We start from the raw sequence: 26,931 nt of genomic DNA, 5'->3' as shown, positions 1-26,931 counted from the left end.
TGAGCACTGTGCCCGGGGAGCGGGTGAAGTTTTCCCGAAAACTTCACCCGCTCCCCGGGCACAAGACGTGCAGTTTTGTCGAAAATTGGCACAGCTCTGCTCGTCGGGTTAGCGGGGGATTCTGCGGCGGGACTATCCGAAGCGCCCGGCGATCCGGTGGAAGGTCGCGGGTGCGGCACCGTGTAAGCGCGCCGCGACGGTCAGCCAGCGTGGTACGAATACCTCCGTACGGCCACGTTCGACTCCTCGCAGGAGAGCGGTGGCCACCTCCTCGGGAGAGACCTGGCGAGGATAGCGGCGGTCGTACGGCCTGCCGCGGCCCGTGAAGAACGGAGTGCGTACCGCTCCGGGCAGCACTGTCGTCGTACCGACGTGCCGGGCATCGGGCTCGTGGCGCACGCTCGCGGCAAAGGCGCGGAGTGCGGCCTTGCTGGCCGCATAGACCGCCTCCTCCCGTACTCCGACGGTGGCGATGGAGGACACGAACACCACGTGCCCTCGGCGTCGTTGTGCCATCGCGGGAAGCACGGCCCGCGTGAGTTGTACGGCAGCGGTGAGATTGAGCGCCATCAGGCTCGACACGTCCTCGGCGGTCATCGAACCGAGCTCGCCTGCCCAGCCGACTCCGGCGTTGTTGATCAGTAAATCGACGTCGCAGCCTGCGGCTGCGACGGTGTCCATATCGGCCGGATCGGTCAGATCGGCCACGAGGACCCGGCCACCGGTGTGCCGGGCGACCTCGGTGAGCCGTTCCTCGTTCCGACCCACCAGGACAGGCCTGCCACCCACGGCGGCCAATGCCGAGGCGGTGGCCGCACCGATCCCGGAGGAGGCTCCGGTGATCAGTGCGCTACGACCGCGCAGGGTCATCCCCATGTATCTCTCCTGGAGGGTTTCCGGGGGTGGTGCGTTCCGCTTCTTGCCGCAGATATTCTCCGCGGTGAGCAAGCATGGCGATTCCGCCGATGATGGCGACACCCGCAAGTGCCTCGCCGGTCAGGACGGCGGGTGTGGAGACCGTGTGCTCACCGAACCAAAAGATACCGATGGCCACTCCCACCAGCGGGTCCACGGTGGTGATCACCGCCAGTACCAGGGAGACCAGTTTGCCTTGCTGGAACGCGTTCTGGTTGAGCAGGAAACCGAACGGGCCGATCACGCATACCACGTAGAGCACCCAGTGCTGGAACGGTTCGCCGATGCCGCCCATGCGAATCTGGCCCGTCACCACCTTCATCAGTGCTGCGGTGATTCCGTAGAGCACGCCTGTCCCCAGAGCCAGCGCGATCACCCGGATTTCGCCGGGAAAGCTCGATGCTGCGAGCATGCACAGCAGGAACACCACACCCAGTGCGATGGCCAGTGGCAGGGTTCGCCGCTCGATGACACCGTCACCCGCTCCGCTCGGCCGGGCCAGCAGCAGGAACGCGGACAGTCCCGCCATGCAGGTCAACGCCCCTGCCATGACAATCCGGTCGAGGCGTCGCCCGGACATCCAGGCCGCATACAGGGCTCCGAACAGCACGCTGGTCACCAAGAGCGGCTGCACCAGCATCAAAGGCCCGAATGCCAGGGCCACGACCTGCAGTGACAAGCCGATGATCACCGTCAGTACACTGGCCACCCAGATCGGTTTGCGTACCAGTTCCAGCAGTAACCGCGGATTCAGCGTCCGGGTGTCCGGTACTTGCTTCGTGGCGCGCTGCTGCACGGCGCCCGCCATCCCGAAACTGGCCGCACCCACCAAAGCGCACGGGACGGCCACGACCAGCCAAGCACCACCGGAGGTCACGGACCGGCGCCCTGTTCGCACAGATCCTGCAGGTCGTCGAAAGCAGCATGCATGTGATCGACCAGTTGCTGCGGCGCCGAGGCCAGCCTCGCGTCGGCAGTGATCCCGATACCGACCATGTCCCCCCACGTGATCGCACCGACCCCGAGCCCAACCCCGTTGGCCAGGGGCATCACGGGCAGCACTCCCGCAATGGGAGCGCCCGCAATGCGTGGTGCGCGCCGAGCTCCGGGCAGCGCCGAAACAACCACGTTGAAAAATCGGCGCTGGTACACGCGGCGGACCACCCACCGGTGCACGGGATCGGGCAGTATTCCCAGCGCGGCCATCACCGCACCGGCTGCCATCGGCTGCCCGCAGCGTTGCGTGCTTTCCAGGTGTCCGGCCACTTCGGCCAGCCGGTCCTCCGGCGCCATCGGTCCGACCGGAAGATCGACGGACATGGCGACCGTGCGATTACCGGAGGCAGCCATGTCGTCGCTCGCGCGTGGGGAGCGGGTGGTTCTGGGCACCATGGCCCGCAGGGCCTGTCCCGGAACGCTGCCGCCGCGCTCATCCAGCAGCCGGTGCAGGGCCTCCGCGATCAGGGTTATCAGCAGCACGCTGTTGCGGACGCCGTGGGCGCGGGCGCTTGCGGATACCTTCGCCGCGGACAGCTCCACCCACCCGAACCGGCGCTCCGGTGTGCTGATGCCGTCCAGCTCGCTGGGCGGGGCGGTTCCGGCGCCGGCCAGGCTCACCAGCCCACGCGTCATCTGCCAGGCCTGCCGCGCTCGCTGGCGCACGCGCGGTCGAGCACGCACGCGCGGACGGGCGGGAGTCACCGGCTGCGTGGTGTCGGAATCGGCGAGCAACCGCACCAGGGTGCTCGTCACGGCCACACCATCGCCGAGCGCATGGTGCAGTTTCACCAGCAGCGCTGTTTTCCCCTCGTCGGCATCGTGCAGGAACATCAGCTCCCACGGTGGCCGGTCGGTGCGGACCGTGGTGGCGAAGAACTCGGTAACCGCGTCCTGCCACTGCACACCACTGTCGCCGCCGACGACGCGACTGTGCAGATGCTCGGGTACCTCGACCCGGTCGGTGACCCAGCACGGACGGCGACCGCGGCGCCGGACCAGGCGTCGGTGCAACATGGGGAGGTGCGGTGCGTTCCGGGTGATCAGCCCGGCGATGTGGTCGACCCAGTCCGCGGTCGAGATCTCGGCACGGCCGCCCTCCGCGAGCAGGATCGCACCGGTCTGCTGCGGCACCGCGTGGGTGGCGGCGTGTACGAAGAAGGCATCCTGGGCGTGCAGCGTCTGTTTACCCCGGTGCCGGGGCAGTTCCGCCAGTGCCGCGACCTGTTGGGTGAAGTCACCCGAATCGGTGTGTTCCAGCGCGCGTTGCTCGATGGCGCGTAAGTGCTGCGGGTCCGTACTGAGCCGTTGCAATGCCTCGACGAGATCGGATTGTGCCGGGCACAACTCGGCGAGTCCTGCACGGGCCATCACGTCCGCGTTGCCGTGACCGTGCCCGGCGATCGGCTCGAACATCACGACGGTGCGGCCGCAGGCGAGCGCTTCCAGAGCGGTCGCGCCGCCGGCGTTGGTGATCACCACGTCGGCTGCCGCGGTGAGTGTTGCCATGTCATCGACCCAGTCGAGCGGAACCAGCCGAGGCTCGGATCGACGGCGCTGTGCGAGCCGATGCAGGAGCTGCTCGTTACGGCCGCACGTCACCACGACACGGGCCACGTTCGTCACTTGCAGCGCAGCGTCCACGGCCCGCTCGATCGAACCGAAGCCCAGCGACCCACAGGAGATCAGAGCCAGGAACCCCGTCTCGGGCAGCTCCATCCGGCGGCGGGACTCTCCTTTGTCCGCAGGCCGGAACGCGGGCATCACGGGTGGTACACACACCGCGCCCGCAGCATCGGGCTGCGCCTGGTGCAGAGCGCCCAAACTCGCCTGGCTCATCACGTAGTGCTGGTCGATCTCGGAGTACACCCAGAACGGATGCGGAGAGAAGTCGGACACCACGGCGGCGACGGTGGCATCCAACTTCCCCCGGCGCCGCAACCAGTCCAGCCCTGCCGTACCCATGGGATAGGTCGAGACGATGAGGTCCGGCCGGTACTGCTCGATCAGGGGCCGCAGCCGTCGTCCGCTCCAGGAACCGACGAAACGACGGGACGCGTCGGCGAACCACCGATAGCGCCACAGCGCGTCGTAGAACAGGTTGTACAGCCACGGTGTGGACTCCACATTGAACACGTAGATCCACCGGAACGCGGGGCCGACGCCGCGGCCCATCACCTCGAGACTGTCCAGCCACGCCACCTCGCAGTCGGGCCACAGGCGCCGTGCCGAGTCCTCGATCGCGCGCGCGGTCGCATTGTGCCCCTCGCCGATCGTGGCGCTGATCAGCAGTACACGCCGTGGTGATTGCGTGGAGGGCGGGATCACCGTGCAGCGTCCTTTCGACGAGATCGCAGTTGGAGGGGAGATTAACCGAATTGGTCTCGTTCAGCCCGCTGAAGCGGCTCCCCCGGAAGGAGGACGTCAAGAAGGACACCGATGGTGCTGGCCCGGCCACGTGCGCGACTTGCTCACGCGGCCGGGGGTGCGGTGTCAGCTCGGCCGGAACATGTCGGCGAGCTCGGGAGACAGTTGACCGAGGGTGTCGTCGATCTCCTCGTCCGGTACCCACTCCCGCAGCACCGCGAACACGACGCGGATCTGCCGTTCGGCCTCGTCGAGATCGACGGTCTCGATCTCGCCGCTGATGCGGTCGAGGAAGGTCGACTTGTCGAAAGCCACGGCCTGACCCGTGTGGCCGGCGAGTTCCGTGCCCAGTTCGGGCGGAAGTCCGGGGGAGAGATCGTTGATCTGTCCCGCGGTGATCCGTTCCGACAGGGCACTCATCGTCGCTCTGGCAAGTCGATCGGCCTCCTGCCGGGTGGACAGACCGGCGCGTTCGGCCACTCGGTCGAGAAAGCTGTCCATGGTCGGACTCTGTGATCCCGATTGAGTCATGGTGATCTGCTCCCGTCGTGGAGGGCACTGGCTTCATCGGTGGAGGCATACCCGCGTGGCGGGTGATCAACACGGCCCGGACCGGTGGGAACCACCCACCGGTCGGGTGTTGTTCCGGTCGCGTGTGACCGGGGGGCTGGCTACGCTCTTCAGCGGGCAGATCTCCCTGCGGCTACACCTGCCGATGGTCGCCTGATCCTCGGAAGGGAGGCGTGCGTGTCATGAGCAGGTTGACGCGGCCGACCAAGTCGTCGAGTGCCGCCTATCGCAAGATGGCGCAGCAGGCCGACGAGATGGACACGCGTTACCAGATGGCGCCGGGTCTGCGACGGCAGATGAACAAGGTCTTTCCGACGCACTGGTCGTTCCTGCTCGGAGAACTCGCCCTGTACACCTTCATCATCCTGCTGCTGACCGGGACCTACCTGGCGTACTTCTTCGATCCGTCGATGTCCGAGGTCGTCTATCAGGGCGTCTACACCAACATGCGCGGGATTGCGATGTCCCGCGCCTACGAGACCACATTGGACCTCTCCTTCGAGATCCGAGGAGGGATGTTCGCCCGCCAGGTCCACCACTGGGCCGCATTGCTGTTCCTGGCCTCACTGGTGGCCCACATGTTCCGGATCTTTTTCACCGGCGCGTTCCGACGCCCGCGGGAGGCCAACTGGGTGATCGGCATCCTGCTGTTCATCACCGGCATGTTCGAGGGCTTCACCGGCTACTCACTGCCCGACGACCTGTTGTCCGGCACCGGGGTCCGGATCGCCTCCGGCATCACCCTGTCGGTTCCGGTCGTCGGCACGTGGTTGCACTGGCTGCTGTTCGGGGGTGAATTCGTCGGCGACGAAATCATTCCCCGCTTCTACCTGTTCCACATCTTCCTGCTGCCCGGCATCATTCTGGGTCTGATCGCGGTGCACCTGGCACTGGTGTGGTACCAGAAGCACACCCAGTTCCCCGGGGTCGGGCGCAGTGAGAACAACGTCGTCGGCGTGCGCATCATGCCGGGGTTCGCGATCAAGGCCGGTGGACTGTTCGCCGTGACCACCGGAGTCATGGCGATCATGGGCGGGGTTCTCCAGATCAACCCCGTCTGGAATCTCGGCCCCTATATCCCCTCGAAGGTCTCGGCGGGTTCGCAGCCGGACTGGTACATCCTCTGGACGGAGGGCTCGAGCCGCTTGTGGCCGCCCTGGGAGATCTATATCGCCAATTCGTTCACCATCCCGGCGGTGTTCTGGCCGACGGCGTTTCTCATGGGCGTGATCTTCGTCCTGGCGGCGATGTATCCGACGATCGAGCGCAAGCTCAGCGGGGACACCGCGCACCACAATCTGCTGCAGCGTCCGCGGGACGTTCCGGTGCGGACCAGCCTCGGCATGATGGCGATCACCTTCTTCACGGTCCTGCTGGTCACGGGAGCCAACGACATCATCGCGTTCAAGTTCGGCATCTCGCTGAACGCGACGACCTGGATGGGGCGTATCGCACTGCTCATCGGGCCGCCGATCGCGTACTACATCACCTACCGGGTCTGCCTCGGCCTGCAGCGCGCCGATCGGGCCGTGCTCGAGCACGGTATCGAAACCGGCATCATCAAACGGCAACCCGACGGCGAGTTCGTCGAGGTGCATCAGCCGTTGGGGCCGGTCGACTCGCACGGGCACCCCGAGGAGTTGCCCTACCAGGCGGCTCCGGTGCCGAAGAAGATGAACAAACTCGGCGCGGCGGGAAGGCCCGTACCCGGCAGCCTGCTCTGGCCCGATCCCGCCGGCGAGAGCGAGGCGCTGGAACAGGCCGGCCGGGAGGAGGCCGAGCAGGACGAGCGCGGGCAAACCGAACGCGAGGGCGAACTGCCCGCGGGGCGATCCTCACATCAGACCGACGTGTGAGTGCCTGCTCCGGAGCCTGCACAGGCGGTCGCGTGACCCGGGGGTTGGTAAATTTCTCGCGAAATTTACACCGGGGCCCGCGTAGGCGGTCGGGGCCCGGAAGTTCATTGCTCCGCCGGATCGGAGTGCACGATCACCACCGGACACTTCGAGTGCTGGGCACACTTCTGGCTGACCGAACCCAGCAGGGCGCCGACGAAGCCCCCGTGTCCGCGACTGCCCACGACGAGCAACTCGGCGTTCTCGGCGGCCTCGAGCAGAGCTTGCGCCGAGTTTCCCTGCACCACCCGGGTGCGGACAGGCACCGAGGAGCCCCGCTCGTCGAGTGCGGTGTCCACCGTGTTCTCGACCGTGATACTGGCAGCCCCCTCGAACTCGCGGGGAGGTACGGCGCCGCCTTCCCAGCTGTAGAAAGCCGGATACTCCCAGGCGGTGATCGCCTCGATCCCGGCGCCGGTGAGTTCGGCTTGGCCCAGTGCCCAGTGCAACGCGGCAGTGGAGGGCCGTGATCCGTCGATCCCGACGACGATCGTGCGCTCGTTGCTCATGGATGACCTTCCGCCGCGAGATCCACTGTGTGCATCACCAGTACACGTGCCGTACCCGAGTGCTGTCGAGCAGGCGAACCCTGCGGCGTGGCGGTCCGTGGCGTGGCGGTCCTGCGGAGTGGTGGCAACCCTACCCCGAGCGAGGGAAGTGGACACGAATGTGTCGGAGAGCGAGGTCACAACGAATGCGAAGTGTGATCTCAGCCGGGCGCGGGGTATGTCTCTCGCATCGTCGCCGACGTGGCGACAGGTGATTGACGCTCGGTTGGCGTGTTCCGTTCACGCCGGGAGGAAGGGAACTCATGACTGGGCTGCGTTCGTGGAGCATGGTGGCCCACGATGCCGGGGCATTGACGCAAGCCATCGAGAATCTGGAGGCCAGTTGGCGGACGGTCCCCGCAGGTCAGCAGCAGGGGTCGGCGCGTGACGCATTACTGACCGTGACCGAAGTGGGAACGAAACTTGCCCAGCTTCTGGACGCGCTGGCAGCACAATACGAGAACCCCGGCGTGCCGGAACAACAATTGGCACATCTCGCGCTCGATCAGGCCGCCGCGGCGGCCGAGGATCTCGGTGTGTGTTCCCGGATGGCCGCACAGGCACTGCAGAGCGGTCAGTGAGCTCGGCATCCGGCAGAACACCGACCAGCTCGTGCTCGTCTGCTCTGCCCGGCTTCCCCGCCGCACGGCGAGACAACTCGGGCAGCGGTAGTCTCACCGCCGACCGGTGATCATCGCGGTCACCGGGTCCGGGCATGAAGGCCGATCGATATCGACGGAAGGGTGCGATCGTGGCCGGGTTGGCGGCGAAACGAGCCGAATGGGTGCGCAATCTCCCGATACGGCGCCTGCGCAGCCCGCGCTGGGCCGAGCAGGAAGGAACCTGGAAATCGGCGAATCCCGCCCTGATCGAGGCGGCGCTCAAGCGAGCACTGGCCCGCCCATCGGGGAACTGGTTCGTGCTGGCTGCCAGCCGAGAAGTGACCGCGGACCGGCCGTACGGTCGCACGGTCGCGGGGGCGGAAGTGGTGGCTTGGCGCACCGGTGACGGCCGTGTGCACGCGGGACCGGGGGCCTGCCCGCATCTCGGCGCCCCGCTCAGTCGGGCTCGGGTGCACTGTGGCGAGCTCGTGTGCCGATGGCACGGTCTGAAGCTGGGAGAACGGGGCGGACCGTGGTGGACGCCGTTTCCCGCCCATGACGACGGAGTGATGGTCTGGGTCCGGCTGGACGAGGTCGGCGGGGAACAACCGCTGCCGGAACCCGTCATCCCACGCCGCCCGCCGCAGGAAGCCAGCATCGAGGCGGTGGCCACGATGACGGGGACGTGCGAGCCCGAGGATGTGGTGGCCAACCGGCTGGATCCCTGGCACGGGTCCTGGTTTCATCCGTACTCCTTCGCCAATCTGCAAGTGCTACGTGCCCCGGAGGCCGATGGGCTCGACGAGGCCGAGCGCGACCGGTTCGACGTCGAGGTGTCCTTTCGGCTGTCCCGGCACATCGGTGTGCCGGTGACCGCGACCTTCACCTGCCCGGAGCCGCGCACCGTGGTCATGCACATCGTGGAGGGCGAAGGCGCGGGCAGCGTCGTGGAGACCCATGCGACACCGCTCGGCCACGACAGCGCCGGACAACCGCGCACCGCCGTGATCGAGGCGACGGTGGCGCATTCCGAACGCCCGGGGTTCCGCGTGGCCCGCAGCGCAGCCGGGGCGATGCGGCCGATGATGCGATGGGCTGCACTGCGCCTGTGGCGCGACGATCTGGCCTATGCCGAACGCCGTTACGCGTTGCGGAGCACGGGTCGCTGGCCGGGTTAGTATTGTGGACGTGGCCGTTTTCGGGCGGTGACGTGGTCAACCTGTGGGCGCTCGGTGCGTCTTCAGGAATGCAAGCACAATAGGCACCTGCCGAACGGACGGAGGCTGCTGAACATGATGGGAAAGACAGCCGCGGTCGCGGCTGCAATGCTCACCGCGCTGGGCGGTGCGGCAACGGTGGCGGCCACCCCACAGCCCACGCAGTCCCCCCAAGCCGGTGATACCACTGTTTCGACCACCGACGGAGTGGACCGGCGCGCGTGCGGGGACGTGGCTTTCGCTCCTGCCTCCGATTACGGGGCGTTCACCATCCGTGCCGACGGGGTCGGTTGCGATCTCGCCCGTGATGTCGCTGCGGACGTCGAGGGACGACTCGGTGAGTCCTACCGCAGCCACGGCTTCACCTGTGTAGGCAAGCCCAACGGCAACGCACTCGGAGGGTTCGACTACACCTGTGGCAGGGGAACGGACGGCGTCTTTTTCACCGCCAGTTGACGATGGCCGCCGCAGGCCGATGTGATGCCTGCGGGATGGCTTGTTCGCGGGAGCACCTGCGCAAGCCGTGGAAAACACGCATCAACGTGTCGGTTCGAGTTTTCGCAGGGCGGCGAACCGTCCCTGGTCGGGCACGCTCCACAGCGCGTGCCCCCGCGTGTCCCATCCGGCCAGCAGTTCGTTGGCCGCACACATCCCGGCGGTGGCAGCGCGCTCCATGAGCGCCACCGGCAGGTCGACCCGAACGAAATCACCTGCCAGCACCAGGTTCGCATCGGGGGTGGCCACACCGGGTCGCTCGCGGAAACCGTCCGGCGGGAACAGCGGGCAGTCGGCGCGTAACTCGTGGCGCTCGTCGACGATGGTGGCCCGAGCTGTCTCGGGGTAGACGCGGTGTAGCTCCGCCAGCACGCGCGGGCGGAGCTCGTCGACCGTGGGGCTGCCCGCCAGCGCGTAGGAGTGCAACTCGATCACCGACCCGGCGCGCCTGCGTGCCCACTCGGAGGCACTGCGCTCGTAGCGTTCCAGCACGCTGACGTTGTCCAGCGGCCCGTAACCGCTCGTGCCGAGGAAGCCGGGGCGCTCGTGCCGAACCGGTCGGTCCAGCCACAGCCGGGAAACCAGAAACGGGGGAGCGCTGCGCAGCCCTGCGATGCGTCGGCGCCATGCGCTGTCGCCGAGCTGCGGGGAGTTCTGCAGGAGGGTGCGCAGCCCTGCGAGGTCGGTGGCCAGCACAGCGGCATCGACGTCGAGTGCCTCGCGGCCCGACTGCGGATGTGCTAGCTGGACGGAGAACCGGCGGTGCCTACCGGGCCCCATCGACTCCACGGTGGTCCCGGTATGGATGTGGACCCCCTGACGGTGCAGGTAGCACTGCAGCGGATGCCACAGAGACCGGGGGAAGCAGTCCGCGGCGACGTCGAACAGCAGCCCCTCGTTGGAACCCAGGAAATAGATGTGAAACATCGTGACCAGTTCGGCGGCCGACAACTCGCCGGGGTCGGCGAAGAAGCTGCGGGAGAACACCTCGAAGGCGAGGTGCTGGGCTGCTTTCGGAAATCCGATCCGGTCCAGAAAGCTCGCGGCGTCGAGGTGATCGAGCTGCTCGTACGTACCGGGCACCGACACATGGGCCAGGGGCAGGGCCGCACGGGTACGCAGTCTGGTCACGTCGCGCCAGGTGAAAGTGGGACTGCGCGCCACGAATGCCAGAGCGTTGAGCGGGGGAGTGCGGGGTAGGCCGGCAAAGGTGTCCCGGTATCCGGCACTGTGCACCAGGGGGTAGTCCGACATGCCGACGAGCCCGGCCAGTTCCGGATCGGCCCGGCGCAAGAGGTTGCGCAGGTTGTAGTACTGGCGGAAGAACGCGTGAAAACCGCGGTTCATGGTCGCGAGGTGCCCGTCGACCAGTTCGGTCTGCCAGCCGCCGACTCGCCCCCCGAGATAGTGCTCACGCTCCAGGAGTCGAACGTCGGCACCCCGCTCGGCCAGGCAGGCTGCTGCGGACAGTCCCGCGATACCGCCGCCGATGATCGCAACGCGGGGCCGGTGCGGCAGGTGCCCGACATCGGGGCGGCCTCCTCGAGCCGGGTGCAGCACCGCCTTCCTGTCCCGTCCCGGCCTCGTGCGTTCCGCCCTCTCACGGTCCGGCCTGCTGCGGGCTGCGCCTGCGCCGCCCGTCACCATGTCCGCCCCCGCGTGCGCAGCGGTCGGTGGCCGAGGAAGGTGTGCACGATGCCGCGCTGCCAACCGGTCATTCGGTGCCTGCGGACACCGGTGAAGCCGACCGCGCGCATCCGCTGCTCGAGCACGGCGGTACTGTCGAAATCCAGTACGCTGCGCCACAGGTAGCGATGGAGATCGGTGCGTCCGGTGGCGACCCGCCCTGCCGGGATGATGATGCTCCAGCACACGGCGTTCCAGACCAGCCGCGCCGGAATACGGCCGCGCACCGAGTACTCGTGCACCGCCAGCCCCGCGCCGGGACGCAACAAAGCGAGCAAAGCGGCCAAGCCCGCCTCGGCATCGGGGAGATTGCGCACCAGGTACGCGGCGAGAATGCCGTCGAACGGACCGGTGACTCCTACCTCGGTGAGCCGGTCCATCCGTGCGTGGACGAATTCGACCGTGTCCGGCCACGATTTACGGCGGGCGTGGGCGAGCATCTCGCGCGAACCGTCGACGGCGACGATGCGTGCCCGGGGAGCCGCGCGCAGCAGCGCGGCCGTCGACGCACCGGTGCCGCAGCCGATATCCAGCAGGCGTAAACCGCGGCCCTCGTCGGGGAGGCGCAATCGCCGCGCGGACAGGGTCAGGTGTCGATGGTAGCCGGGATTGGCTCCGACGAGCCGATCGTACGATCCGGCTGTCGCGTCGAACTCGTCGAGAATCCCGTCCGGGCCAGGGTCCTGTGGTATCGGGTCCTGTGGTGCCGGATCTTGCGGTGTCGTCATCGGACCTCCGGTTTCCGCCGATGGCGTTCCCACAGCAGCAGGGTCGTCGTGATCAGGGCGAAGCCGAACAGGAAGTCCTCCACGGGGATGTCCCAGGGCGCCCGCAGGCCGGTCATCATCTGCGGAGCGTAGAGCACGATCGGTGCGGAGGACTTCGTCAACCAGCCGTCCACCGGTACTTGGAACGCGAACACGATGCCCATGCTCAGCCAGTACGCGGGACGGCGAAACAGACCGGTGCGCAGCCAGAACAGTTCCCCGGCCACCACGGCGAGGACGGCTGCGACCGCCGGTACGGTGTATTCCCACATCATCGTCGCCGATTCCCGGCGGAGCCGAGCCGATCCTCGTCGTCGGTCGGTGTGCCTGCGTCGGTCGGTGTACCGGGATCGCTCGGTACGGCCGGAGCGGCCGGTGCCTCGGGCGTGCAGCGCTGCCGCAGCGCCGTGAGCATCCGATCGACGGATTCGTAGGTCAGCAGTGCACAGATCGGGATGACGACGAAAAACACCAGCTCTTCGACCGGAAGGTTTCCCGGCAGTGACCATCCGGTGGTGTAGTCGGGATGGAACGTCCAGTGCCCTCGGGCGATCGCGATGATGTCCCAGGCGAGGAAGACCACCAGGACCGGAAGCAGCGTGCGGAGCAGCCGCTTGGGTCTGCGATACACACGTGCTCCCAGTATCTCCAGCGGCAGTGTGATCACCAGGCACGCCGCCATCAGCAGCAGGTACTGGAACCGGTCCATCGTTCACCGGTTCCGGTCACTGTCCAGACGAGCCGCGACAAGCGGAGCCTGCTCGGCCGCCCAGGGGCTGATGGCCCAGGGGGCCCGCTCGGCGAGTCGTACGAACTCCGGCCAGTCCGCCCAGGCCCAGTCGACGATTTCGGTCTCCTCGGGGACGGGGTGCTCGGTGGCGAGAGCTGTGTAGACCGGGCACAGCTCGTTTTCCACCGTTCCGGTCGCGTCGACGGCGCGATAGCGAAAATCGGGCAGGCACACGCGGACGTCGCGCAGCTCGATCCCGAGTTCTTCGCGCACCCGGCGATGCACGGCCGCCTCCTGGGGTTCGTCGGGGGCCGGATGCCCGCAGCAGGAGTTGCTCCACACGCCCGGCCAGGTCCGTTTGTGCAGGGCCCTCCGGGTGACCAGGAGCCGGCCTTCCGGATTGAACACATAGCAGGAAAACGCCAGATGCAGGGGGGTCTCCTTGCCATGGACCTCGGTCTTGGCGGCGGTGCCGGTCGCGTGACCATCCTCGTCGAGCAGGACGACGAGTTCCGGGGTGGCTGTGGAGGAGATCGAGTTCATGTGCTCACCGTTACCTCACCTCGAGCGAATTCGCAGTGATCGACGAGAGCGGGTGGCGCCCACCGGTCAGCCGCGCGCGGGTGCGGGCTGCCACGACACCGGCCACGGCGGTTCCGGCCACGCCGAGGCGACATGCCGACGACACCGCGACCCGCCTGCCGAACACGTCGTAATCGGATTCGACCAGCTCGTCGAGTATTTTTCCGTACAGGGTGAACGCCGTGGCCACACACGGGCGTGAGATCGGATCGAGCATGTCGATACCCGGCTGGGCGTAGCGATAGATCGCGCGGGTGCGGGCCACCTGATCGGCCAAGGCGCGCCGGACCCGGCGGTCCGGCCTGCCCACACGCCGACACCACAGGAGCCGTTCCCGGTCCACCCCGAACGCGGCGAGTTCGTCGGCGGGAAGATACACGCGCCCGCGTCCCAGGTCCTCGTCGAGATCCCGCAGGAAGTTGGTCAGCTGGAAGGCGTTGCCCAAGGCCGCCGCGCGGGGTGCGGCCCGGTCGTGGCTGGTCACCGTGCCCAGCACCGGAAGGACCTGCAGCCCGATCACGTTCGCCGAGCCGTACACGTAGGAGTCCAGCGCGGCCCGCGTGGGGTAGTCGGTGACGGTGAGGTCCTCGCGCATCGAGCGCATGAACTCGGTGAAGTGGCTGTGTGCGATCCCGTATCGGGTGGCCGTGTCCACCAGTGCCGCCAGGATCGGATGCTCGCTGTGTCCATCCCGCAACCCGCTGTGCAGTGCCGTGTCCAGAGCGTCGAGTTCCTCGATCCGCGCCTGCGCGCCGTGCGCCGGGTCGAGATCGTCGACGATGTCGTCGACCCACCGCGCGAACCCGTACAGTGCATGAACGGCGGGACGCTGCGTGGGACTGAGCAGGCGCGTGGCCAGGAAGTACGTGCGACCGTGCCGGGCATTGAGATGTCGGCACCGCTGGTAGGCCGCACGGAGCTCGGGGTCGTGAATCCCGGCGGCACGAAGCTCGTGTCGGGTCATACCGGGCTGCTGCCCATCCCGGTCACCGCTTCGCGCTCTGCGCGCGCGGCCCGTGTACGCCCCGGTGTCCGTGCCTCGCCGGTGATGCGCCGAGCTGCCAACTTGCCGGAGATGAGCACGGTCGGTACCCCGACGCCGGGGGTGGTCCCGCAGCCGGCGAGGACCGCGTTGTCGATCCCGCGTACCAGATTCCGCGGCCGGAACGGCCCTGTCTGGGCAAAACTGTGGGCAGCACTGAACGGAGTGCCTGCCAGCATTCCTCCTCTTTCCCAGTCCCGTGGTGTGACCACCCGGCTGACCTCGATGGAGGAACCGAACTCGGGCATGAGCCGGTCCTGCAGCCTGCCGATGATCTCCTCGGCATAGGCTTCGCCCATGCGGTCCCAGTCGAGCCGCGCCCGGTCGAGGTTCGGGCAGGGCACCAGCACGTGGTGCAGGTGCTTGCTCGGCGGAGCCAGCTCGGGATCGGTGCGCGTCGGATTGGTGATCAGCAGCGAGGGATCGCTCATCAACCGGCCCTGGTGCATGATCTCCCGGAAGGTGCGGTGCCATGCCGCGCCGAACGACAGCGTGTGGTGAGCGAGCTCGGATTGATCGCGGGTCGTGCCCGTGTGCAGGACCATCGCCGAGGGTGCTGCTCGCAGCGGTCCCGGCCGTCGGGGAGTCCGGCCCAGCAGCCGGTAGCTCACGGGCAGGTCCGGGGTGAGCACGGCCGCATCGCAGGGGATGCGCTCCTGTCGGGAGGTGTGCACGGCGGTGATCCGCGAGCCGCTGCGTTCCAGCTCGGTGATCTCGGTGTCGTAATACACCGTGGCGCCTGCCTCGGTCGCGGCGGCGGCCAGGGCGTCGGGCACGGCACGCATCCCGCCGCGAGGGAAGAACACCCCGCCGACGGTGTCCATGTAGGAGATCACCGCGTAGGCGGCCAGCGCACTGTGCGGGGACATCCCGGCATACAGCGACTGGAACGAGAACACGCGCCGCAGCCGTTCGTCGGTGAAGAAGCGCCCGATGGCGGCGTCCAGCCTGCCGAACCCACCGAGTGCGGCCAGCCGTGCGAGGTTCGTCCCGAGCAGATCCAGCGGGGAATCGAAGTTCGCGTCGATGAACGTGGCGATCTGGGCGTGATAGAGCTGCTCGAGCCAGTGCCGCAGTCGCCGGTAGCCGAGGGCTTCCTCCGGTCCGGCGAACTCCCGGACGGCCTGTTCCATGCGCTCGGCGTCGGTGTGCACGTCCAAGGTCGTGCCGTCGGCGAACCGTGCCCGGTAGGCGGGATCCAACGGCGTCAGATGCAGCCGGTCGGTGACGGACTCGCCGACCGCCGCGAGTGCGTCACCGAGCAGCTCGGGCATGGTGAGCACGGTGGGTCCGGTGTCCATGCGATATCCCTCGACGTCGAGGCGGCCCGCCCGGCCCCCCGGGTGGGAATCGCGCTCCACGAGGACGACCTCACGCCCGCTGCCCAGCAGATGCAGTGCGGCAGCCAGGCCGGACAGTCCCGCTCCTACCACGACGACGCGGTCGGTCCGTCCGGCAACAGTGCGCATGTGCTCTCCTCTCCGGTGTCCTCGGTGTGACACCGCACTCGCCGCCGGGCCACGGTCGCCGCCGAAGCACATCGCATCGGTGGCTCGGTGCCTGTCGCGAACCGTGCCCATGTGCGGACTGGTGCGGACGCCTTGAAGGTCCGGCGAGGCGCGAGCAAGTCTAGAAACCGCCCGAGAGAAGGTTCAACGTGGCGCCTTCGCGTGTCGAGGCGTCCATTCGTTCGGGTGACGTGGCGTGCTCGCTCTCTCGCAGTGCCGTCGATGGCCACGCTCGTCCCCGAGGACGACCGTGGCAGGACCGGGAACGGAAAGAATGAAACCGATTGGATGAGTATTACGTCGCTGGACCGGGTGAGTCGGAACGCACACGGGGAGATCTCTGTTAGACACGACAAAGGCCGGAATCGACTGCCGGGTCCGGCCGTCGGGTAGGGCACGGTGCCCGCCACGGTTCGGGTGCCGACCAATCCGCCCGGCGGTGCGGTCCGAACCCCCGAATAGCGGGACCAACCGCGCCCGCCGAAATCGGCTCCGTGGCAGCCGGAATCGATGACCGAGCGGAAGGACCACGATGCGCACCACCGACGAAGACACCCGTCGCAGCGGCATCGCCTGCTGCCGGTGCCGTTGATCGCCATGGCCGAACAGGTGGAGGTGATCCTGCCGTGCCTGAACGAGGCGGCGGCCCTTCCCGCCGTCGTGCGATCGGTGGCCGAGACCGTCGGTTCTCCGGTGTTGGTCGTGGACAACGGCTCCACGGACGGTTCACCGGAGATCGCCGAGGAGCTCGGGGCGCGTGTGGTGCGGGAATCCGCCCGCGGCTACGGTGCCGCCGTCCACACCGGGTTGCTTCATGCCAGGGCCGAGATCGTGTGCGTCCTCGATGCGGACGGCTCGGTGGACCCCGGTGGGCTCTCCCCGCTGATCGAGCAGCTGCGCGCGGGTACCGGCGATCTCGTCGTGGGGCGGCGGGTGCCGACCGAGCGCGCGGCGATGCCCTGGCACGCGCGTGCGGGCAATGCGGTGCTGGCGTCGATGCTGCGCCGACGGGGCATCCCGGTGCGGGACCTGGCTCCTGTCCGAGTGGGGTGGCGGGATGAGCTTCTGCGACTCGACGTGCGGGACCGCTCGTTCGGCTATCCCCTGGAGCTGCTGTTGCGTGCCGGCCGGTCCGACTGGCGGATCCGGGAGATGCCGGTGCGGTACCAGCCGCGCACTGCGGGCACGGAATCGAAGGTGACCGGGTCCGTGCTCGGCACCGTGCGGGCGGTGCGGGACATGATCGGAGTCCTGCGATGAATCCCATGACGAGTTCCACGGCGAATCCCGCGGCCTTGTTGGTGGTTGCGAAGTCGCCGGAACCGGGCCGTGCCAAGACCCGTCTGTCGCCTCCGGCGACGCCGTACCGGGCCGCTGCGATCGCGGCGGCGAGCCTGCTGGACACACTCCGTGCGGTCCACGCTGCCGCGGGCGCGCAGGCCGTGGTGGCATGGACGGGCGCGTCGGAACGGGCCGTGCGGCGTGCCGAGATCACGGCGGCGCTGGCCGCGACGAGAGTCGTCGAACAGCGCGGGGAGCATTTCGCCGAACGGTTGGCCACTGCCCACGCGGACGTCGCCGAGCTGCTGCCGCGGCATCCGGTTCTCCAGATCGGCATGGACACCCCGCAGGTGACCGGCGAACTGCTGACGGAATCCACCGAGCCGCTGCACTGTGCGCAGGGCCCCGATGCCGTGCTGGGACTCGCGGCCGACGGAGGCTGGTGGGCACTGGGATTACGAGATCCCCGGTGGGCCGGGGTCCTCCACGAGGTTCCTATATCCCGGCCGGACACCGGCGAGCTCACCCTGCGGGCACTGCGGTCCTCGGGCCTGCGGGTGCGGTTGCTGCCGGAACTGTCCGATGTGGACACGATGAGCGCGGCCCACAGCGTGGCCGCACGGATCCCCGGGTCCGAGTTCGCCGCGGCCGTCCGAGCCGAGCCCATCGAATGGGGAGAGGCCTCCGGGGCGGACCACCGGACAGTGATGGTGCCGCCGTGAGGCTTCCGGGAACGGGTCCGGTCCGCCCACCGACAGTGCTGCCGGGAGCAGACCGGTCGCGAGTTCACCCGCGCTGCGGCGCCGTCGCGAATTCCGCCATACCCTCGGCGAAGCCGATCTCCGCGCGGAATCCGAGTTCCCGCTGGGCCCGCTGCGGATCGGCCACGATGTGCCGGACATCACCGAGACGGAAGCGGCCGGTCACGACCGGCTCCGCGCCCCCGGCGGCCGAAGCCAGTGCAGTGGCCATCTCGCCGATCGTGTGCGGTTGACCGGAACACACGTTGTAGGCGGTGAATCCCTCCGCGCCGTGTTCGATCGCCGCGACGTTGGCGGCGGCGATATCGCGAACGTGCACGAAGTCGCGGCGTTGCGCTCCGTCCTCGAACACGCGAGGTGCCTCGCCCCGCGCCAGCGCCGAGCGGAAGAGGGAGGCCACGCCCGCATACGGAGTGTTGCTGGGCATCCGGGGGCCGTAGACGTTGTGGTAGCGCAGGGCCACGGCGGACCCGCCGGTGTGCCGGGACCACACCGCGGCCAGGTGCTCCTGGGTGAGTTTGGTCGTCGCGTAGGTGTTGCGCGGGTCGGTGGCCGCCTCCTCGGGGACGATGCCGGGCTCCACCAGGCCGCCGCACTGCGGGCAGCGCGGGTCGAACACGCCCTGTTGCAGGTCTTCGCTGGTGCGCACGCCGGGTCGGGTCACACCGTGCTCCGGGCAGAAGTACCGGCCCTCGCCGTAGACGACCATGGAACTGGCCAGCACCAGGCGGCCGATGGCGTGTCGGTCCATCGCGGTCAGCAATCGTGCGGTGGCGAGATCATTGTGGGCGACGTAGTCGGGCATGTCGGACACACCGACCTCCAGCCCCACCATCGCGGCCTGGTGACAGACCACGTCGACGTCCCGCAGTGCTCGCTCCAGCACATCCGGGTCACCTGCGTCCCCGAGCATCAGTTCGTGCTCGCCGAGGTGGTCCGGGCGCGTGGTCTCGCCGTGTGCGGCGGGCAGGAGCGCGTCGAGCAAGCGCACCTTATGCCCCGTGGCGGCGAGCAGATCCGCCACGTGCGAGCCGATGAAGCCGGCACCACCGGTGATGAGAACGCGCACCATGACCTCCGTGTATACCCGGCTCCGTGTCTTTCCGAGCGCTCCTGCGGACGGTGCGTATTCCGCTGACTCGCGGGAGTGCGGATCCATTGTGATCGCCCTCGCCCGTCGGTCGCCCCGGTGGTCGCCGGAACGGCCTGGCCGGAGGCCGCCGAGCCGGGCACGAACTCGGCGGTTGCGCACACGAGTGCGGGACGGGCGGTAGCAGCACCACCCGTCCCGCACACTGCCATGCGACGTAAGTGACTCGGGGCAGTGGTGCTCGGTCGTCAGTTCTTCGACGGCATCAGAACCTCGTCAATGACGAACACCGTGGCGTTGGCCGTGGGCACGTTACCGACCAGCACCTTGGCGCCGTTGACCGCGATGTTCTTGCCCGAGCCGGAGATGGTGATCTCCTTGCCCTGCACTGTCTTGACGCTTCCGGCTTGGCCGAGGGACTCGGCGTCCATCCTCTTGGGCACCACGTGGTAGGTGAGGATGTTGGTGAGCTGCTCCTTCTTGGCCGGATCGGTCAGCAGCGCGTCGAGGGTCTCCTGCGGCAGCTTCTCGAACGCCGAGTTCGCCGGGGCGAAGACCGTGTAGCCGGCGTTGGGCTTGTTGAGCGTGTCCACCAGCCCGGCGGTCTGCACGGCCTTGGTGAGGCTCGTCAGCAGCGGGTTGTTGCTCGCGGCGGTGCCCACCGGATCGTCCATCATGCCCTGCACCGAGCCCTCGTTGCTCGCCTCGGTGGGGACCTTTGAAGCCGCGGGGCCATAGATGTCGGCGGGGGTGGTGACCCCCTGGGCCATGTTCTCCGATCCTCCCGACGATCCCTGCTGGCTCGCCTGGGACTGCGGCGCGGATTGCTCCTGACCACCGCCGCCCTGGTCACCGGCTTGGGAGCCGCCGCCGCAGGCGGCCAGCAGGAGTGCGAGGGAGGTGGCGGCACCGGTCACGGCACCGCGGCGAAGAGTGCTCTTCATTACGATCGAATCTCCTTGAAGGGACTGAAATCGTCCTTGTGATGGGTATTCGTGTTCGGTGGTGGCTTGGATTGCCCCGCAAAAGGTCACGGTTTGGTTACGACTGTCGCTATGTGGCCGTGAAAAACACCGAGTGCCAGCCGGTGGCCCCGTCCGGAACCACCGGCACGCGCTCCGGCGTCTGCGTATACCCCGAGCGGTCGGTGGCGCGGCATTCGATGGTGTGACCTCCCGGGGACAGGTCCAGCTCGGTTCGCCACATCCGCCAGGTATCGATATTGACCGGATCCGCCAGCTGCGCGTCCTTCCACGGTCCGCCGTCGGCGCGGACCTCGACGCGGGCGATGCCGACCGTCTGGGCCCAGGCGATCCCCGCCACGGTGACCCGTCCCGCCGGGACCTTCCCGAAACCGAGTGGGGTATCGATACGGGACTGGGTCTTGATCGGCGCTCGCTCGGCCCAGCCGCGTTCCTCCCAGTACGTCCTCTTGTCCCAGGTGGTCAGTTCCAGGTCGGTCAGCCACTTGGTGGCCGACACATAGCCGTACAGACCGGGCGTGACCATGCGCACCGGAAAGCCGTGCTCGGCGGGCAGCGGCGTGCCGTTCATGCTCACCGCGAGCAGGGCACCCCGGTCGGGATCCAGCAGGGCATCGACCGGGGTTCCTGCGGTGAAGCCGTCCACGCTGGTGCTGAAGACCTGCTCGGCGCCGGGACGCACCCCGGCTTCCAGCAGCACATCGCGGAGGGGAACGCCGATGAAGTTCGCGGTGGAGATGTAGGGCCCACCGACCGGATTCGACACACAGGTCATCGTGATCGTCTTCTCGACCAGGCGCCGCCGCATCAGATCGTCGAAGGTCCAGTTCAGCTCCTTCTCGACCATTCCGTGCACCCGGAGGTGCCAGTCCTCGGTACCGACCTGCGGAACGCTCAGTGCGGTGTCGATCCGGTAGAAGTCCGGATTCGGGGTGATGAAGGGCGGCGTGCCCGACTTGGTGAAGTCGGCTCCCGGCGGGATCGTTGGTGCTCTCCGTGCGGGAACGAGCGGGCCCACCGCTTGCCGGGATGCTCGGACGCCCTTCCGGTCGGCCAGCACCTGTCCGCCGAAGCCTGCAGCCCCGGCGGCGACGGCCACCGTGGCCGAGGACATCAGGAAACGGCGCCTGCCCGTGCTCCCGCTGTCTCCGCCTGCCCGTTCGGCGTGCTGCTCGTCGATGTCGCCGGGCGTGGCGGCGTCGTTTTCCGGGGACCGCCTTTCTGCGGGGCTCGCGGCACGTGCACGGGTGGCCCGATGCAGGAAATCGAAGGCACCGACGCCGGCCAACGTCGCGAGTACCGGAGCCACCAGCCCGAGCGGACCGAGGTCCTGTGCCGCAGCGGCGGCCATGCCGACAAGACCGACCAATCCGATCAGCACCATTCCCGGCACCGGACCACGGCGCGAGAGCATCCCGGCCGCCACGGCCAGCAGCAGCATGACCAGAGCCATGCCCACCAGCAGGGCCACCTTGTCCGCCGTCCCGAAGAGGTCGATGGCCATCGACTTCACCGGCTGGGGAGTCAGATCGATCGCGGTGTTGCCCACCGCCAGGTACGGCGAGGAGCGCGGAGCGATCAGCCCTGCCGCGAGATGCCCGGCCGCCAGTGCCGAAGCCGCCGCCAGAACACCGACCAGCGCCGCGGAGGGCAGGCCGAGCCGGTTATTGCGCTTCGGAGTCGTCATACCCGGTATTCGGAGTCGCGTGCCGCCGGGATTGGTGGTAGGGATGGCGGGCGCTCAGTCCGCAGCGGTCGAGCGGCTCCGGTGGGTGAGGTGGTGCAGGCGCAGCGCGAGCTGAATCTCCAGGGCGCGCTCGGGATGGTGCCAGTCCGCACCGAGCAGGGTGGCGATGCGCTCCAGTCGCTGGGTCACGGTGTTGACGTGGACGTGCAGCACCTGGCCGGTGCGGGTGAGGTTGCTGCCGCAGGCGAAGTAGCTCTCGAGAGTGTGCACGAGATCGGTGCCCCGGCGGGCGTCGTAGTCCAGCACCGCCCCGAGCGTGTCGGCGACGTAGCCTGTGAGGTCGGTGCGGTCACCGAGCAGGACCGCGAGGAATCCGAGGTCGGCCAGCGCGGCGCCCTGCCCTTGTTTGCCCAGGGTCAGCATCGCCTCCAGGCAGCGAGCAGCCTCGGCGTGGGTATCGGCAACCGAGTCGATCCCCTCGGACGGGCCCGCGGCGCCGACCGTGACCGGATCGCCCACAGCGGCGCGTAGTTCCCGTACGACCGTGTTCGCGGTGGCACCGGCGTCGCGGGCAGGGAGCACGAGGACCACGTGCTTGCCGTGCGCTCCGGCCAGCCCACCCGCCTGGGTGGCATAGCGGGAGGCCGCGGCGGCCAACCGCTCGCGATCGGCCGCGCCGGTGTGTGCCACCGCCACGACTTGCGCGGCGTTGAGATCGACGCCGATCCGCCGTGCTCGGGCGAGCACGCCGGCACGATCCCGTTCGGAGGTGGTCAGCACATCGGTGACGAGTTCACCGCGCACCTTGTCCTCGGCCTCGGCGGTCGAGCGCTGCAGCAGTAACAGCAGTGCGGTGACGACTCCGGCGCGCTCGAACAACCGCCGGTCGGCATCGGCCAGTTCGCCACGGCCTGCCAGAGTGAGACTGCCGAGCAGTTCCGGACCTGCCAGCACGGCACAGACCCAGTTGTCCTGCCACATCACGGCCCGGCCGCTGGTGCGCGAACGTCGGACCGACGGTGCGTGCGGTGGCAATGGTGTGGTATCGATCCGGGCCAGTTCGGTTCCTTCGGCATCGTGCACGAGAATGCCGCCGCCGAGCACCTCCGCGACCGCTCCGGCGACTTCCGGAACATTGGCGCCACGCAACACCAGGTCGGTGAGCCGGTCGTGGGCCTGTTCCGCGCGGCGCATCGCCTCGTTGTGATTGCGGATCGTGTCGTGGGCGGTGTTGAGTTCGGTCAGCGCGCTGCGGGTTTCCTCGAGCAGCCGGGCGGTGTCGATGGCGATCGCGGCATGGTCGGCCAGTGAGGACAGCAGAGCCACTTCGTCGGGGGAGAACTTCCGGGAGTTCCGCTCGGCGGCGTAGAGCACGCCGATCACGGAGCTACCGAGCTTGAGCGGGACGCCGAGAATGGCCACCAGTCGCTCGTCGCGCACGGCCGCATCGATGGCTTCGGTGTGGTTGAATCGCTCGTCGTCGAAGTAGGAGGGAGTGGCATAGGGCCGCACCGTCTGTGCCACAAGACCGCCCAGACCTTCACCCATCCCGAGTCTGACCTGCTGGAACAGTGCCGAGGCCGAGCCGTCGGTGACCCGCATGTAGGTGGAGCCCTCGCCGTCGTCGTTGAGGCTGAGGTAGGCGATGTCGGTACCCAGCAACATGCGGGCGCGGTGCACGATCGCGCGCAGTACCGCATCCACGTCGCGGACCCGCGCGAGGTCACCGGCGGTGTCGAACAGCGCTGCCAGTTCGGCTTCGCGGCGACGGTGCTCGGTGAGCGTGTGGCGCAGGCGTAGGGCGAGCACACCGGCTCGCTCGATCCGCGCCAGAGCGGTCGTATCGACTCCCGCCGCGCGGGCCGTCGCCGGAACCCGGGCGAGCTGCTCGCTCGTACCGTCGCCGGTGAGTAGCTCGAACAGGTCCAACAGATGCTCGGCCGGGTCTTGCATGGTGCTCATCCTGGCACCACGGGCAATCCCGGCACGTTGCGGTGCGGCCGGGTGGGTCAATTTCGCGAGAAATTGACCAGCCCCGCCGCACGTGATCAGGCGCAACTGGGGGGTGCTCGTGTGGGCGTAGACCTGCCGGGTCGGGAAAGCGTGTTTCGGGTACTGCTCGACGTGGTCGAGGCGGAGCACGGCGGTGGTGCCGTCAGCACGGTCGATGCTGATCGTCTGACCGGGCCGTAGTGCACCGAGGCGGTAGAACACCGAGGGACCGCCGGTGGCGGAGTCGACGTGGCCTTCGATGATCGAGGTACCCATGGCTCCGGGGAACGGTGAACCGTGGTACCAGACGGCGATGTCATAGCCGGGGCCGGCTGGGAAACGGCCAGTGCTCCAGGTCGTCCTGCCACGACCGTGCCCGCGGCGGCCAGCAGCGCGGCACTCCCGACCCCGAACAGCCACGGCTGCTCGATGCCTGCGGTGCTACCGCCGCCTGCGGCGACACCGCCGGCGGGCATCGCGTTCAGCGGTCTTCGGGCAGTGTGCTCGGGTTCAGCCCGTGTACGACGATCACAGCGTTGCCGGCTCGGCTCTGCTGTGCCGGGGACTCGGCGAAGGTGAACGTGCGGGTACTGCCAACCCTATCGAGCGAGTTTGTCGGGTGACTCTGTTCAGTAACCCGCCTCGGGGGGCGAGGCCACCACAGGGGCGTCAAGTGCTCAGTGGACCATTCCCGGTTGGACGAGCGAGAAACGGAACTCGACCGTCCGTACGGGGAGACCGACCGTGGCAGCCTCGTGTCGGCAGTGGACTGCCGGGGACCGTAACCAGGCGGCAAGGTCGATGCGCGACCCGGACGGACCCGGTTGCGGGACGACGTGCGATCCCGGCACGTCGCGGTGCGGCCGGGATCGCCCGTCTTTCGTGATTACCGATTCGCGGGCACGCCCGGCTCTTCGTCGGCATCGGCGTCGACGAGCGAGCTGCCCCGGGTCTCGGTGGCGAAGAGGATGGCCACCGAAGTCAGCACCGCCCCTGCGGCCACATACAGCGCGATCGGCACCCAGCTGCCGAACACGGCCAGCAATGCCACGGCGATCGTGGGTGCGAGCCCTCCCGCCACGACCGAGGCGAGCTGGTAACCGATCGAGGCACCCGAGTACCGCACCCGCGTGCCGAACAGTTCCGACATGAACGCCGCCTGCGGGCCGTACATGGCCCCGTGCAGGACCAGCCCCACGGTGACCGCCAGCGTCATGAGCGCGAACGACTTCGTGTCCAGCAGTCCGAAGAACGCGAAGGTCCACGCGCCGGTGCCGAGGGAACCGATCAGGTAGACGGGTTTGCGTCCGAGCCGGTCCGACAGCATTCCCCACAGCGGGATGGCCACGAAGTGCACCGCGGAGGCGATGAGCACCGCGTTGAGGGCCATCCCTCTCGGCAGATCCAGTGCGCTCGTGATGTAGGTGAGGATGAACGCGGTGATGACGTAGTAGCACACGTTTTCCGCGAACCGGGCCCCCGAAGCGATCAGGACTTCGCGCCACTGGTAGCGCAGCACCCGCACGATCGGCATCTGCTCCGGCTCGTCCTTGTCCTTGGCCCGCTCGGCGGCAGCGGTGAACACCGGCGATTCACTGACCGCCAGCCGGATCCACAATCCGACGAGCACCAACAGGCCCGACAACAGGAACGGAATGCGCCATCCCCAGGCCAGGAATGCCGCATTGGTCTGCACCGCCGCCAGAATCGCGAGGACGGCGGTGGCCAGCAGATTGCCGGTGGGCACGCCGGCTTGCGGCCAGGAGGCCCAGAAACCGCGGCGCTGACTGTCACCGTGCTCGGAGACGATGAGCACGGCTCCGCCCCATTCGCCGCCGAGGGCGAACCCCTGGATGACGCGCAGCAGGGTCAGCAGGATCGGCGCGGCGATGCCGATGGTGGCATAGGTGGGCATCAGCCCGACCGCGAAGGTGGAGCCTCCCATCATCAGCAGGCTGATGACGAGCAGTTTCTTGCGGCCGATCTTGTCGCCGAAATGCCCGAATACCAGCCCACCGAGTGGGCGGAACACGAATCCGATCGCATAGCTGGAAAACGCCAGCAGCGTTCCGATCAGTGGGTCTCCGGAAGGAAAGAACAGGACATTGAAGACCAGTGCCGCGGCCGACCCGTAGAGGAAGAAGTCGTACCACTCGATGGTCGTGCCGATCATGCTGGCGCCGACGATCTTGAAGATCGACCGGCGGGACGGTTCTGCTTGCGCTGGTGATGGTGCGGACATGGCGTTACCGCTTCCTGCGTGGACGGATTGTGTGGACGAAAAGCGGGTGGTAACTCGGGCCGGGCGCCTCCTGAACTAGTGGGCGCTCCAGGCCCCGTCGATGGGGATGGACGCGCCGGTGATGTAGCCGGCCATCGGCGTGCACAGCCATCCCACGAGCGCGGCCACCTCCTCGGGTTCGATGAGTCGCTTGATCGCGGTTCGCTGCAGGAACACCTGGTCGGTGACCTCCTCGGGGGCGATGCCCCGTTGGCGGGCCTGCGCGTCGATCTGGTCCTGCACCAGCGGCGTGCGCACGTAGCCGGGATCCACGCAGTTGCTGGTGACACCGTGTGCAGCCCCTTCCAGCGCGGCGACCTTGCTCATTCCCTCAAGAGCGTGCTTGGCCGCCACGTAGGCCGATTTGTCCGGGCTGGCGCGGATGCCGTGGACACTGGAGATGTTGACCACGCGGCCCCAGCCCCGGGTGTACATGTGCGGCAGGCAGTGCCGCATCAGCAGGAACGGGGCGGTCACCATGATCTGCTGGATCAGGGTGAAGGTTTCCGGGGGGAACTCGTGGATCGGGGCCACGTGCTGGAGCCCGGCGTTGTTGACGAGAACGTCGATGTCGGCGGGCAGATCCGCGATGGTGCCGGGATCGGCCAGATCGGCCACGTGCGCCGTGCCCCCGGCTTCGCTCGCGGTCCGCTTGACCGACTCGGCATCGCGATCGAGAACGTGGAGCTGCGCGCCCGCGGCTGCCAGCGTCCGCGCGCAGGCTTTGCCGATCCCGCTACCGGCGCCGGTGACCAGTGCCGTCGTTGCGGAAAGGCCGGACTCGCCGGTGTCGCCGTTCGGTGGGGGAGCGGCGGCGCCGTGCGGGAAAGCGCTGGGTGGCTCGGCATCCGTCATACCGGAGCACGTTAGCTACCGCACACCTGCATACCTATGTGTTCCGAGGACATACTCCGGCATTGATGTGTGGTTGTGGTC

Annotated in this window: 24 protein-coding genes; 6 read left to right on the top strand and 18 right to left on the bottom strand. The window is 68.1% G+C overall.

Going from position 1 to position 26,931, the window contains the following annotated elements:
* Positions 1 to 132: 132 nt before the first annotated feature.
* The 4 genes from JOF55_RS00765 to JOF55_RS00750 form a co-directional block, all read right to left on the bottom strand.
* Positions 133 to 870 (bottom strand): SDR family NAD(P)-dependent oxidoreductase, encoded by a 738-nt coding sequence (locus tag JOF55_RS00765; protein WP_374727337.1) that lies wholly within the window; start codon positions 868 to 870, stop codon positions 133 to 135.
* Positions 851 to 1,792 carry a DMT family transporter gene (locus JOF55_RS00760; protein ID WP_310267961.1) on the bottom strand — a complete coding sequence of 314 codons (942 nt, stop codon included), beginning with the start codon at positions 1,790 to 1,792 and terminating at the stop codon, positions 851 to 853. Before JOF55_RS00760 ends, JOF55_RS00765 begins: the two co-directional genes overlap by 20 nt.
* Positions 1,789 to 4,239, bottom strand: coding sequence for a WS/DGAT domain-containing protein (locus tag JOF55_RS00755; RefSeq protein ID WP_310267957.1), 2,451 nt, complete (start codon positions 4,237 to 4,239; stop codon positions 1,789 to 1,791). The genes JOF55_RS00760 and JOF55_RS00755 overlap by 4 nt, the downstream gene beginning before the upstream one ends.
* 165 nt (positions 4,240 to 4,404) lie before the next feature.
* A complete protein-coding gene (locus JOF55_RS00750; protein WP_310267953.1) occupies positions 4,405 to 4,779 on the bottom strand; it encodes a DUF2267 domain-containing protein in 375 nt (124 codons plus the stop codon).
* 251 nt (positions 4,780 to 5,030) lie between these two features.
* On the opposite strand from JOF55_RS00750, the gene qcrB reads away from it, so the two are divergent.
* The gene (gene qcrB / locus JOF55_RS00745; RefSeq protein ID WP_310267950.1) at positions 5,031 to 6,704 is read left to right on the top strand and encodes a cytochrome bc1 complex cytochrome b subunit; all 1,674 of its coding nucleotides are present in this window, start codon (positions 5,031 to 5,033) and stop codon (positions 6,702 to 6,704) included.
* A gap of 104 nt (positions 6,705 to 6,808) precedes the next feature.
* On the opposite strand, the gene JOF55_RS00740 is transcribed toward qcrB, so the two are convergent.
* The gene (locus JOF55_RS00740) at positions 6,809 to 7,252 is read right to left on the bottom strand and encodes a universal stress protein (protein WP_310267947.1); all 444 of its coding nucleotides are present in this window, start codon (positions 7,250 to 7,252) and stop codon (positions 6,809 to 6,811) included.
* A 302-nt stretch (positions 7,253 to 7,554) separates the two neighbouring features.
* Here JOF55_RS00740 and JOF55_RS00735 point away from each other — a divergent pair, with 302 nt between their 5' ends.
* The 3 genes from JOF55_RS00735 (at position 7,555) to JOF55_RS00725 (ending at position 9,566) form a co-directional block, all read left to right on the top strand.
* Positions 7,555 to 7,872 (top strand): hypothetical protein, encoded by a 318-nt coding sequence (locus JOF55_RS00735; protein ID WP_310267943.1) that lies wholly within the window; start codon positions 7,555 to 7,557, stop codon positions 7,870 to 7,872.
* A gap of 134 nt (positions 7,873 to 8,006) precedes the next feature.
* Positions 8,007 to 9,071 carry a Rieske (2Fe-2S) protein gene (locus tag JOF55_RS00730; protein WP_310267939.1) on the top strand — a complete coding sequence of 355 codons (1,065 nt, stop codon included), beginning with the start codon at positions 8,007 to 8,009 and terminating at the stop codon, positions 9,069 to 9,071.
* 114 nt (positions 9,072 to 9,185) lie between these two features.
* A complete protein-coding gene (locus tag JOF55_RS00725) occupies positions 9,186 to 9,566 on the top strand; it encodes a hypothetical protein (RefSeq protein ID WP_310267936.1) in 381 nt (126 codons plus the stop codon).
* An 81-nt stretch (positions 9,567 to 9,647) separates the two neighbouring features.
* Here the strand turns inward: JOF55_RS00725 and JOF55_RS00720 are convergent, their stop codons facing one another.
* From JOF55_RS00720 to crtI, 7 genes are read right to left on the bottom strand one after another with little or no spacing between them, the layout of a single operon-like run.
* The gene (locus JOF55_RS00720; RefSeq protein ID WP_374727195.1) at positions 9,648 to 11,252 is read right to left on the bottom strand and encodes an FAD-dependent oxidoreductase; all 1,605 of its coding nucleotides are present in this window, start codon (positions 11,250 to 11,252) and stop codon (positions 9,648 to 9,650) included.
* The gene (locus tag JOF55_RS00715; RefSeq protein WP_310267929.1) at positions 11,246 to 12,019 is read right to left on the bottom strand and encodes a class I SAM-dependent methyltransferase; all 774 of its coding nucleotides are present in this window, start codon (positions 12,017 to 12,019) and stop codon (positions 11,246 to 11,248) included. The genes JOF55_RS00720 and JOF55_RS00715 overlap by 7 nt, the downstream gene beginning before the upstream one ends.
* Positions 12,016 to 12,333, bottom strand: a complete 318-nt coding sequence (locus JOF55_RS00710; protein ID WP_310267925.1) for a lycopene cyclase domain-containing protein — start codon at positions 12,331 to 12,333, stop codon at positions 12,016 to 12,018. Before JOF55_RS00710 ends, JOF55_RS00715 begins: the two co-directional genes overlap by 4 nt.
* Entirely contained in the window at positions 12,330 to 12,767 is a 438-nt protein-coding gene (locus JOF55_RS00705; RefSeq protein WP_310267922.1) for a lycopene cyclase domain-containing protein, read from the bottom strand. The genes JOF55_RS00710 and JOF55_RS00705 overlap by 4 nt, the downstream gene beginning before the upstream one ends.
* Before the next feature lie 3 nt (positions 12,768 to 12,770).
* Positions 12,771 to 13,331 carry an isopentenyl-diphosphate Delta-isomerase gene (gene idi, locus JOF55_RS00700; RefSeq protein ID WP_310267919.1) on the bottom strand — a complete coding sequence of 187 codons (561 nt, stop codon included), beginning with the start codon at positions 13,329 to 13,331 and terminating at the stop codon, positions 12,771 to 12,773.
* Positions 13,332 to 13,341: 10 nt separating this feature from the next.
* On the bottom strand, positions 13,342 to 14,334 hold the full coding sequence (locus tag JOF55_RS00695) for a phytoene/squalene synthase family protein (protein ID WP_310267917.1): 993 nt from the start codon (positions 14,332 to 14,334) through the stop codon (positions 13,342 to 13,344).
* A complete protein-coding gene (crtI, locus tag JOF55_RS00690; RefSeq protein ID WP_310267914.1) occupies positions 14,331 to 15,881 on the bottom strand; it encodes a phytoene desaturase family protein in 1,551 nt (516 codons plus the stop codon). The genes JOF55_RS00695 and crtI overlap by 4 nt, the downstream gene beginning before the upstream one ends.
* Before the next feature lie 636 nt (positions 15,882 to 16,517).
* Here crtI and JOF55_RS00685 point away from each other — a divergent pair.
* Together JOF55_RS00685 and JOF55_RS00680 are read left to right on the top strand one after the other, a co-directional pair.
* On the top strand, positions 16,518 to 17,180 hold the full coding sequence (locus tag JOF55_RS00685; protein ID WP_374727336.1) for a glycosyltransferase family 2 protein: 663 nt from the start codon (positions 16,518 to 16,520) through the stop codon (positions 17,178 to 17,180).
* A gap of 5 nt (positions 17,181 to 17,185) precedes the next feature.
* Positions 17,186 to 17,923 carry a TIGR04282 family arsenosugar biosynthesis glycosyltransferase gene (locus JOF55_RS00680; RefSeq protein WP_310267908.1) on the top strand — a complete coding sequence of 246 codons (738 nt, stop codon included), beginning with the start codon at positions 17,186 to 17,188 and terminating at the stop codon, positions 17,921 to 17,923.
* 64 nt (positions 17,924 to 17,987) lie between these two features.
* Here the strand turns inward: JOF55_RS00680 and JOF55_RS00675 are convergent, their stop codons facing one another.
* From JOF55_RS00675 to JOF55_RS00650, 6 genes are all read right to left on the bottom strand, one after another.
* A complete protein-coding gene (locus tag JOF55_RS00675) occupies positions 17,988 to 19,031 on the bottom strand; it encodes an NAD-dependent epimerase/dehydratase family protein (protein WP_374727335.1) in 1,044 nt (347 codons plus the stop codon).
* A 269-nt stretch (positions 19,032 to 19,300) separates the two neighbouring features.
* Positions 19,301 to 19,996 (bottom strand): fasciclin domain-containing protein, encoded by a 696-nt coding sequence (locus JOF55_RS00670; RefSeq protein ID WP_310267904.1) that lies wholly within the window; start codon positions 19,994 to 19,996, stop codon positions 19,301 to 19,303.
* 109 nt (positions 19,997 to 20,105) lie between these two features.
* Positions 20,106 to 21,722, bottom strand: coding sequence for a molybdopterin-dependent oxidoreductase (locus JOF55_RS00665; RefSeq protein ID WP_310267901.1), 1,617 nt, complete (start codon positions 21,720 to 21,722; stop codon positions 20,106 to 20,108).
* 54 nt (positions 21,723 to 21,776) lie between these two features.
* Positions 21,777 to 24,134 (bottom strand): helix-turn-helix domain-containing protein, encoded by a 2,358-nt coding sequence (locus JOF55_RS00660; RefSeq protein WP_310267898.1) that lies wholly within the window; start codon positions 24,132 to 24,134, stop codon positions 21,777 to 21,779.
* A gap of 466 nt (positions 24,135 to 24,600) precedes the next feature.
* A complete protein-coding gene (locus JOF55_RS00655; RefSeq protein WP_310267895.1) occupies positions 24,601 to 25,956 on the bottom strand; it encodes an MFS transporter in 1,356 nt (451 codons plus the stop codon).
* Positions 25,957 to 26,031: 75 nt separating this feature from the next.
* Complete coding sequence (locus tag JOF55_RS00650) at positions 26,032 to 26,850, bottom strand: 3-hydroxybutyrate dehydrogenase (RefSeq protein ID WP_310267893.1); 819 nt, start codon at positions 26,848 to 26,850, stop codon at positions 26,032 to 26,034.
* Positions 26,851 to 26,931 lie beyond the last annotated feature (81 nt).

Source organism: Haloactinomyces albus, from assembly GCF_031458135.1.
GTDB classification, from domain to species: domain Bacteria; phylum Actinomycetota; class Actinomycetes; order Mycobacteriales; family Pseudonocardiaceae; genus Haloactinomyces; species Haloactinomyces albus.
The sequence above is the reverse complement of the archived record's forward strand: the minus strand, read 5'-3'. Positions and strand labels throughout refer to the sequence as shown.

Bases quoted from the DNA above. Each gene is read 5' to 3' on its own strand.
- JOF55_RS00650 (WP_310267893.1), bottom strand. From the start codon at position 26,850: ATGACGGATGCCGAGCCACCCAGCGCTTTCCCGCACGGCGCCGCCGCT.
- JOF55_RS00695 (WP_310267917.1), bottom strand. From the start codon at position 14,334: ATGACCCGACACGAGCTTCGTGCCGCCGGGATTCACGACCCCGAGCTC.
- JOF55_RS00720 (WP_374727195.1), bottom strand. From the start codon at position 11,252: ATGGTGACGGGCGGCGCAGGCGCAGCCCGCAGCAGGCCGGACCGTGAG.
- JOF55_RS00710 (WP_310267925.1), bottom strand. From the start codon at position 12,333: ATGATGTGGGAATACACCGTACCGGCGGTCGCAGCCGTCCTCGCCGTG.
- JOF55_RS00750 (WP_310267953.1), bottom strand. From the start codon at position 4,779: ATGGACAGCTTTCTCGACCGAGTGGCCGAACGCGCCGGTCTGTCCACC.
- qcrB (WP_310267950.1), top strand. From the start codon at position 5,031: ATGAGCAGGTTGACGCGGCCGACCAAGTCGTCGAGTGCCGCCTATCGC.
- JOF55_RS00725 (WP_310267936.1), top strand. From the start codon at position 9,186: ATGATGGGAAAGACAGCCGCGGTCGCGGCTGCAATGCTCACCGCGCTG.
- JOF55_RS00685 (WP_374727336.1), top strand. From the start codon at position 16,518: ATGGCCGAACAGGTGGAGGTGATCCTGCCGTGCCTGAACGAGGCGGCG.
- JOF55_RS00715 (WP_310267929.1), bottom strand. From the start codon at position 12,019: ATGACGACACCGCAAGATCCGGCACCACAGGACCCGATACCACAGGAC.
- JOF55_RS00730 (WP_310267939.1), top strand. From the start codon at position 8,007: ATGAAGGCCGATCGATATCGACGGAAGGGTGCGATCGTGGCCGGGTTG.
- JOF55_RS00670 (WP_310267904.1), bottom strand. From the start codon at position 19,996: ATGAAGAGCACTCTTCGCCGCGGTGCCGTGACCGGTGCCGCCACCTCC.
- crtI (WP_310267914.1), bottom strand. From the start codon at position 15,881: ATGCGCACTGTTGCCGGACGGACCGACCGCGTCGTCGTGGTAGGAGCG.
- JOF55_RS00765 (WP_374727337.1), bottom strand. From the start codon at position 870: ATGACCCTGCGCGGTCGTAGCGCACTGATCACCGGAGCCTCCTCCGGG.
- JOF55_RS00680 (WP_310267908.1), top strand. From the start codon at position 17,186: ATGACGAGTTCCACGGCGAATCCCGCGGCCTTGTTGGTGGTTGCGAAG.
- idi (WP_310267919.1), bottom strand. From the start codon at position 13,331: ATGAACTCGATCTCCTCCACAGCCACCCCGGAACTCGTCGTCCTGCTC.
- JOF55_RS00655 (WP_310267895.1), bottom strand. From the start codon at position 25,956: ATGTCCGCACCATCACCAGCGCAAGCAGAACCGTCCCGCCGGTCGATC.
- JOF55_RS00735 (WP_310267943.1), top strand. From the start codon at position 7,555: ATGACTGGGCTGCGTTCGTGGAGCATGGTGGCCCACGATGCCGGGGCA.
- JOF55_RS00740 (WP_310267947.1), bottom strand. From the start codon at position 7,252: ATGAGCAACGAGCGCACGATCGTCGTCGGGATCGACGGATCACGGCCC.
- JOF55_RS00665 (WP_310267901.1), bottom strand. From the start codon at position 21,722: ATGACGACTCCGAAGCGCAATAACCGGCTCGGCCTGCCCTCCGCGGCG.
- JOF55_RS00705 (WP_310267922.1), bottom strand. From the start codon at position 12,767: ATGGACCGGTTCCAGTACCTGCTGCTGATGGCGGCGTGCCTGGTGATC.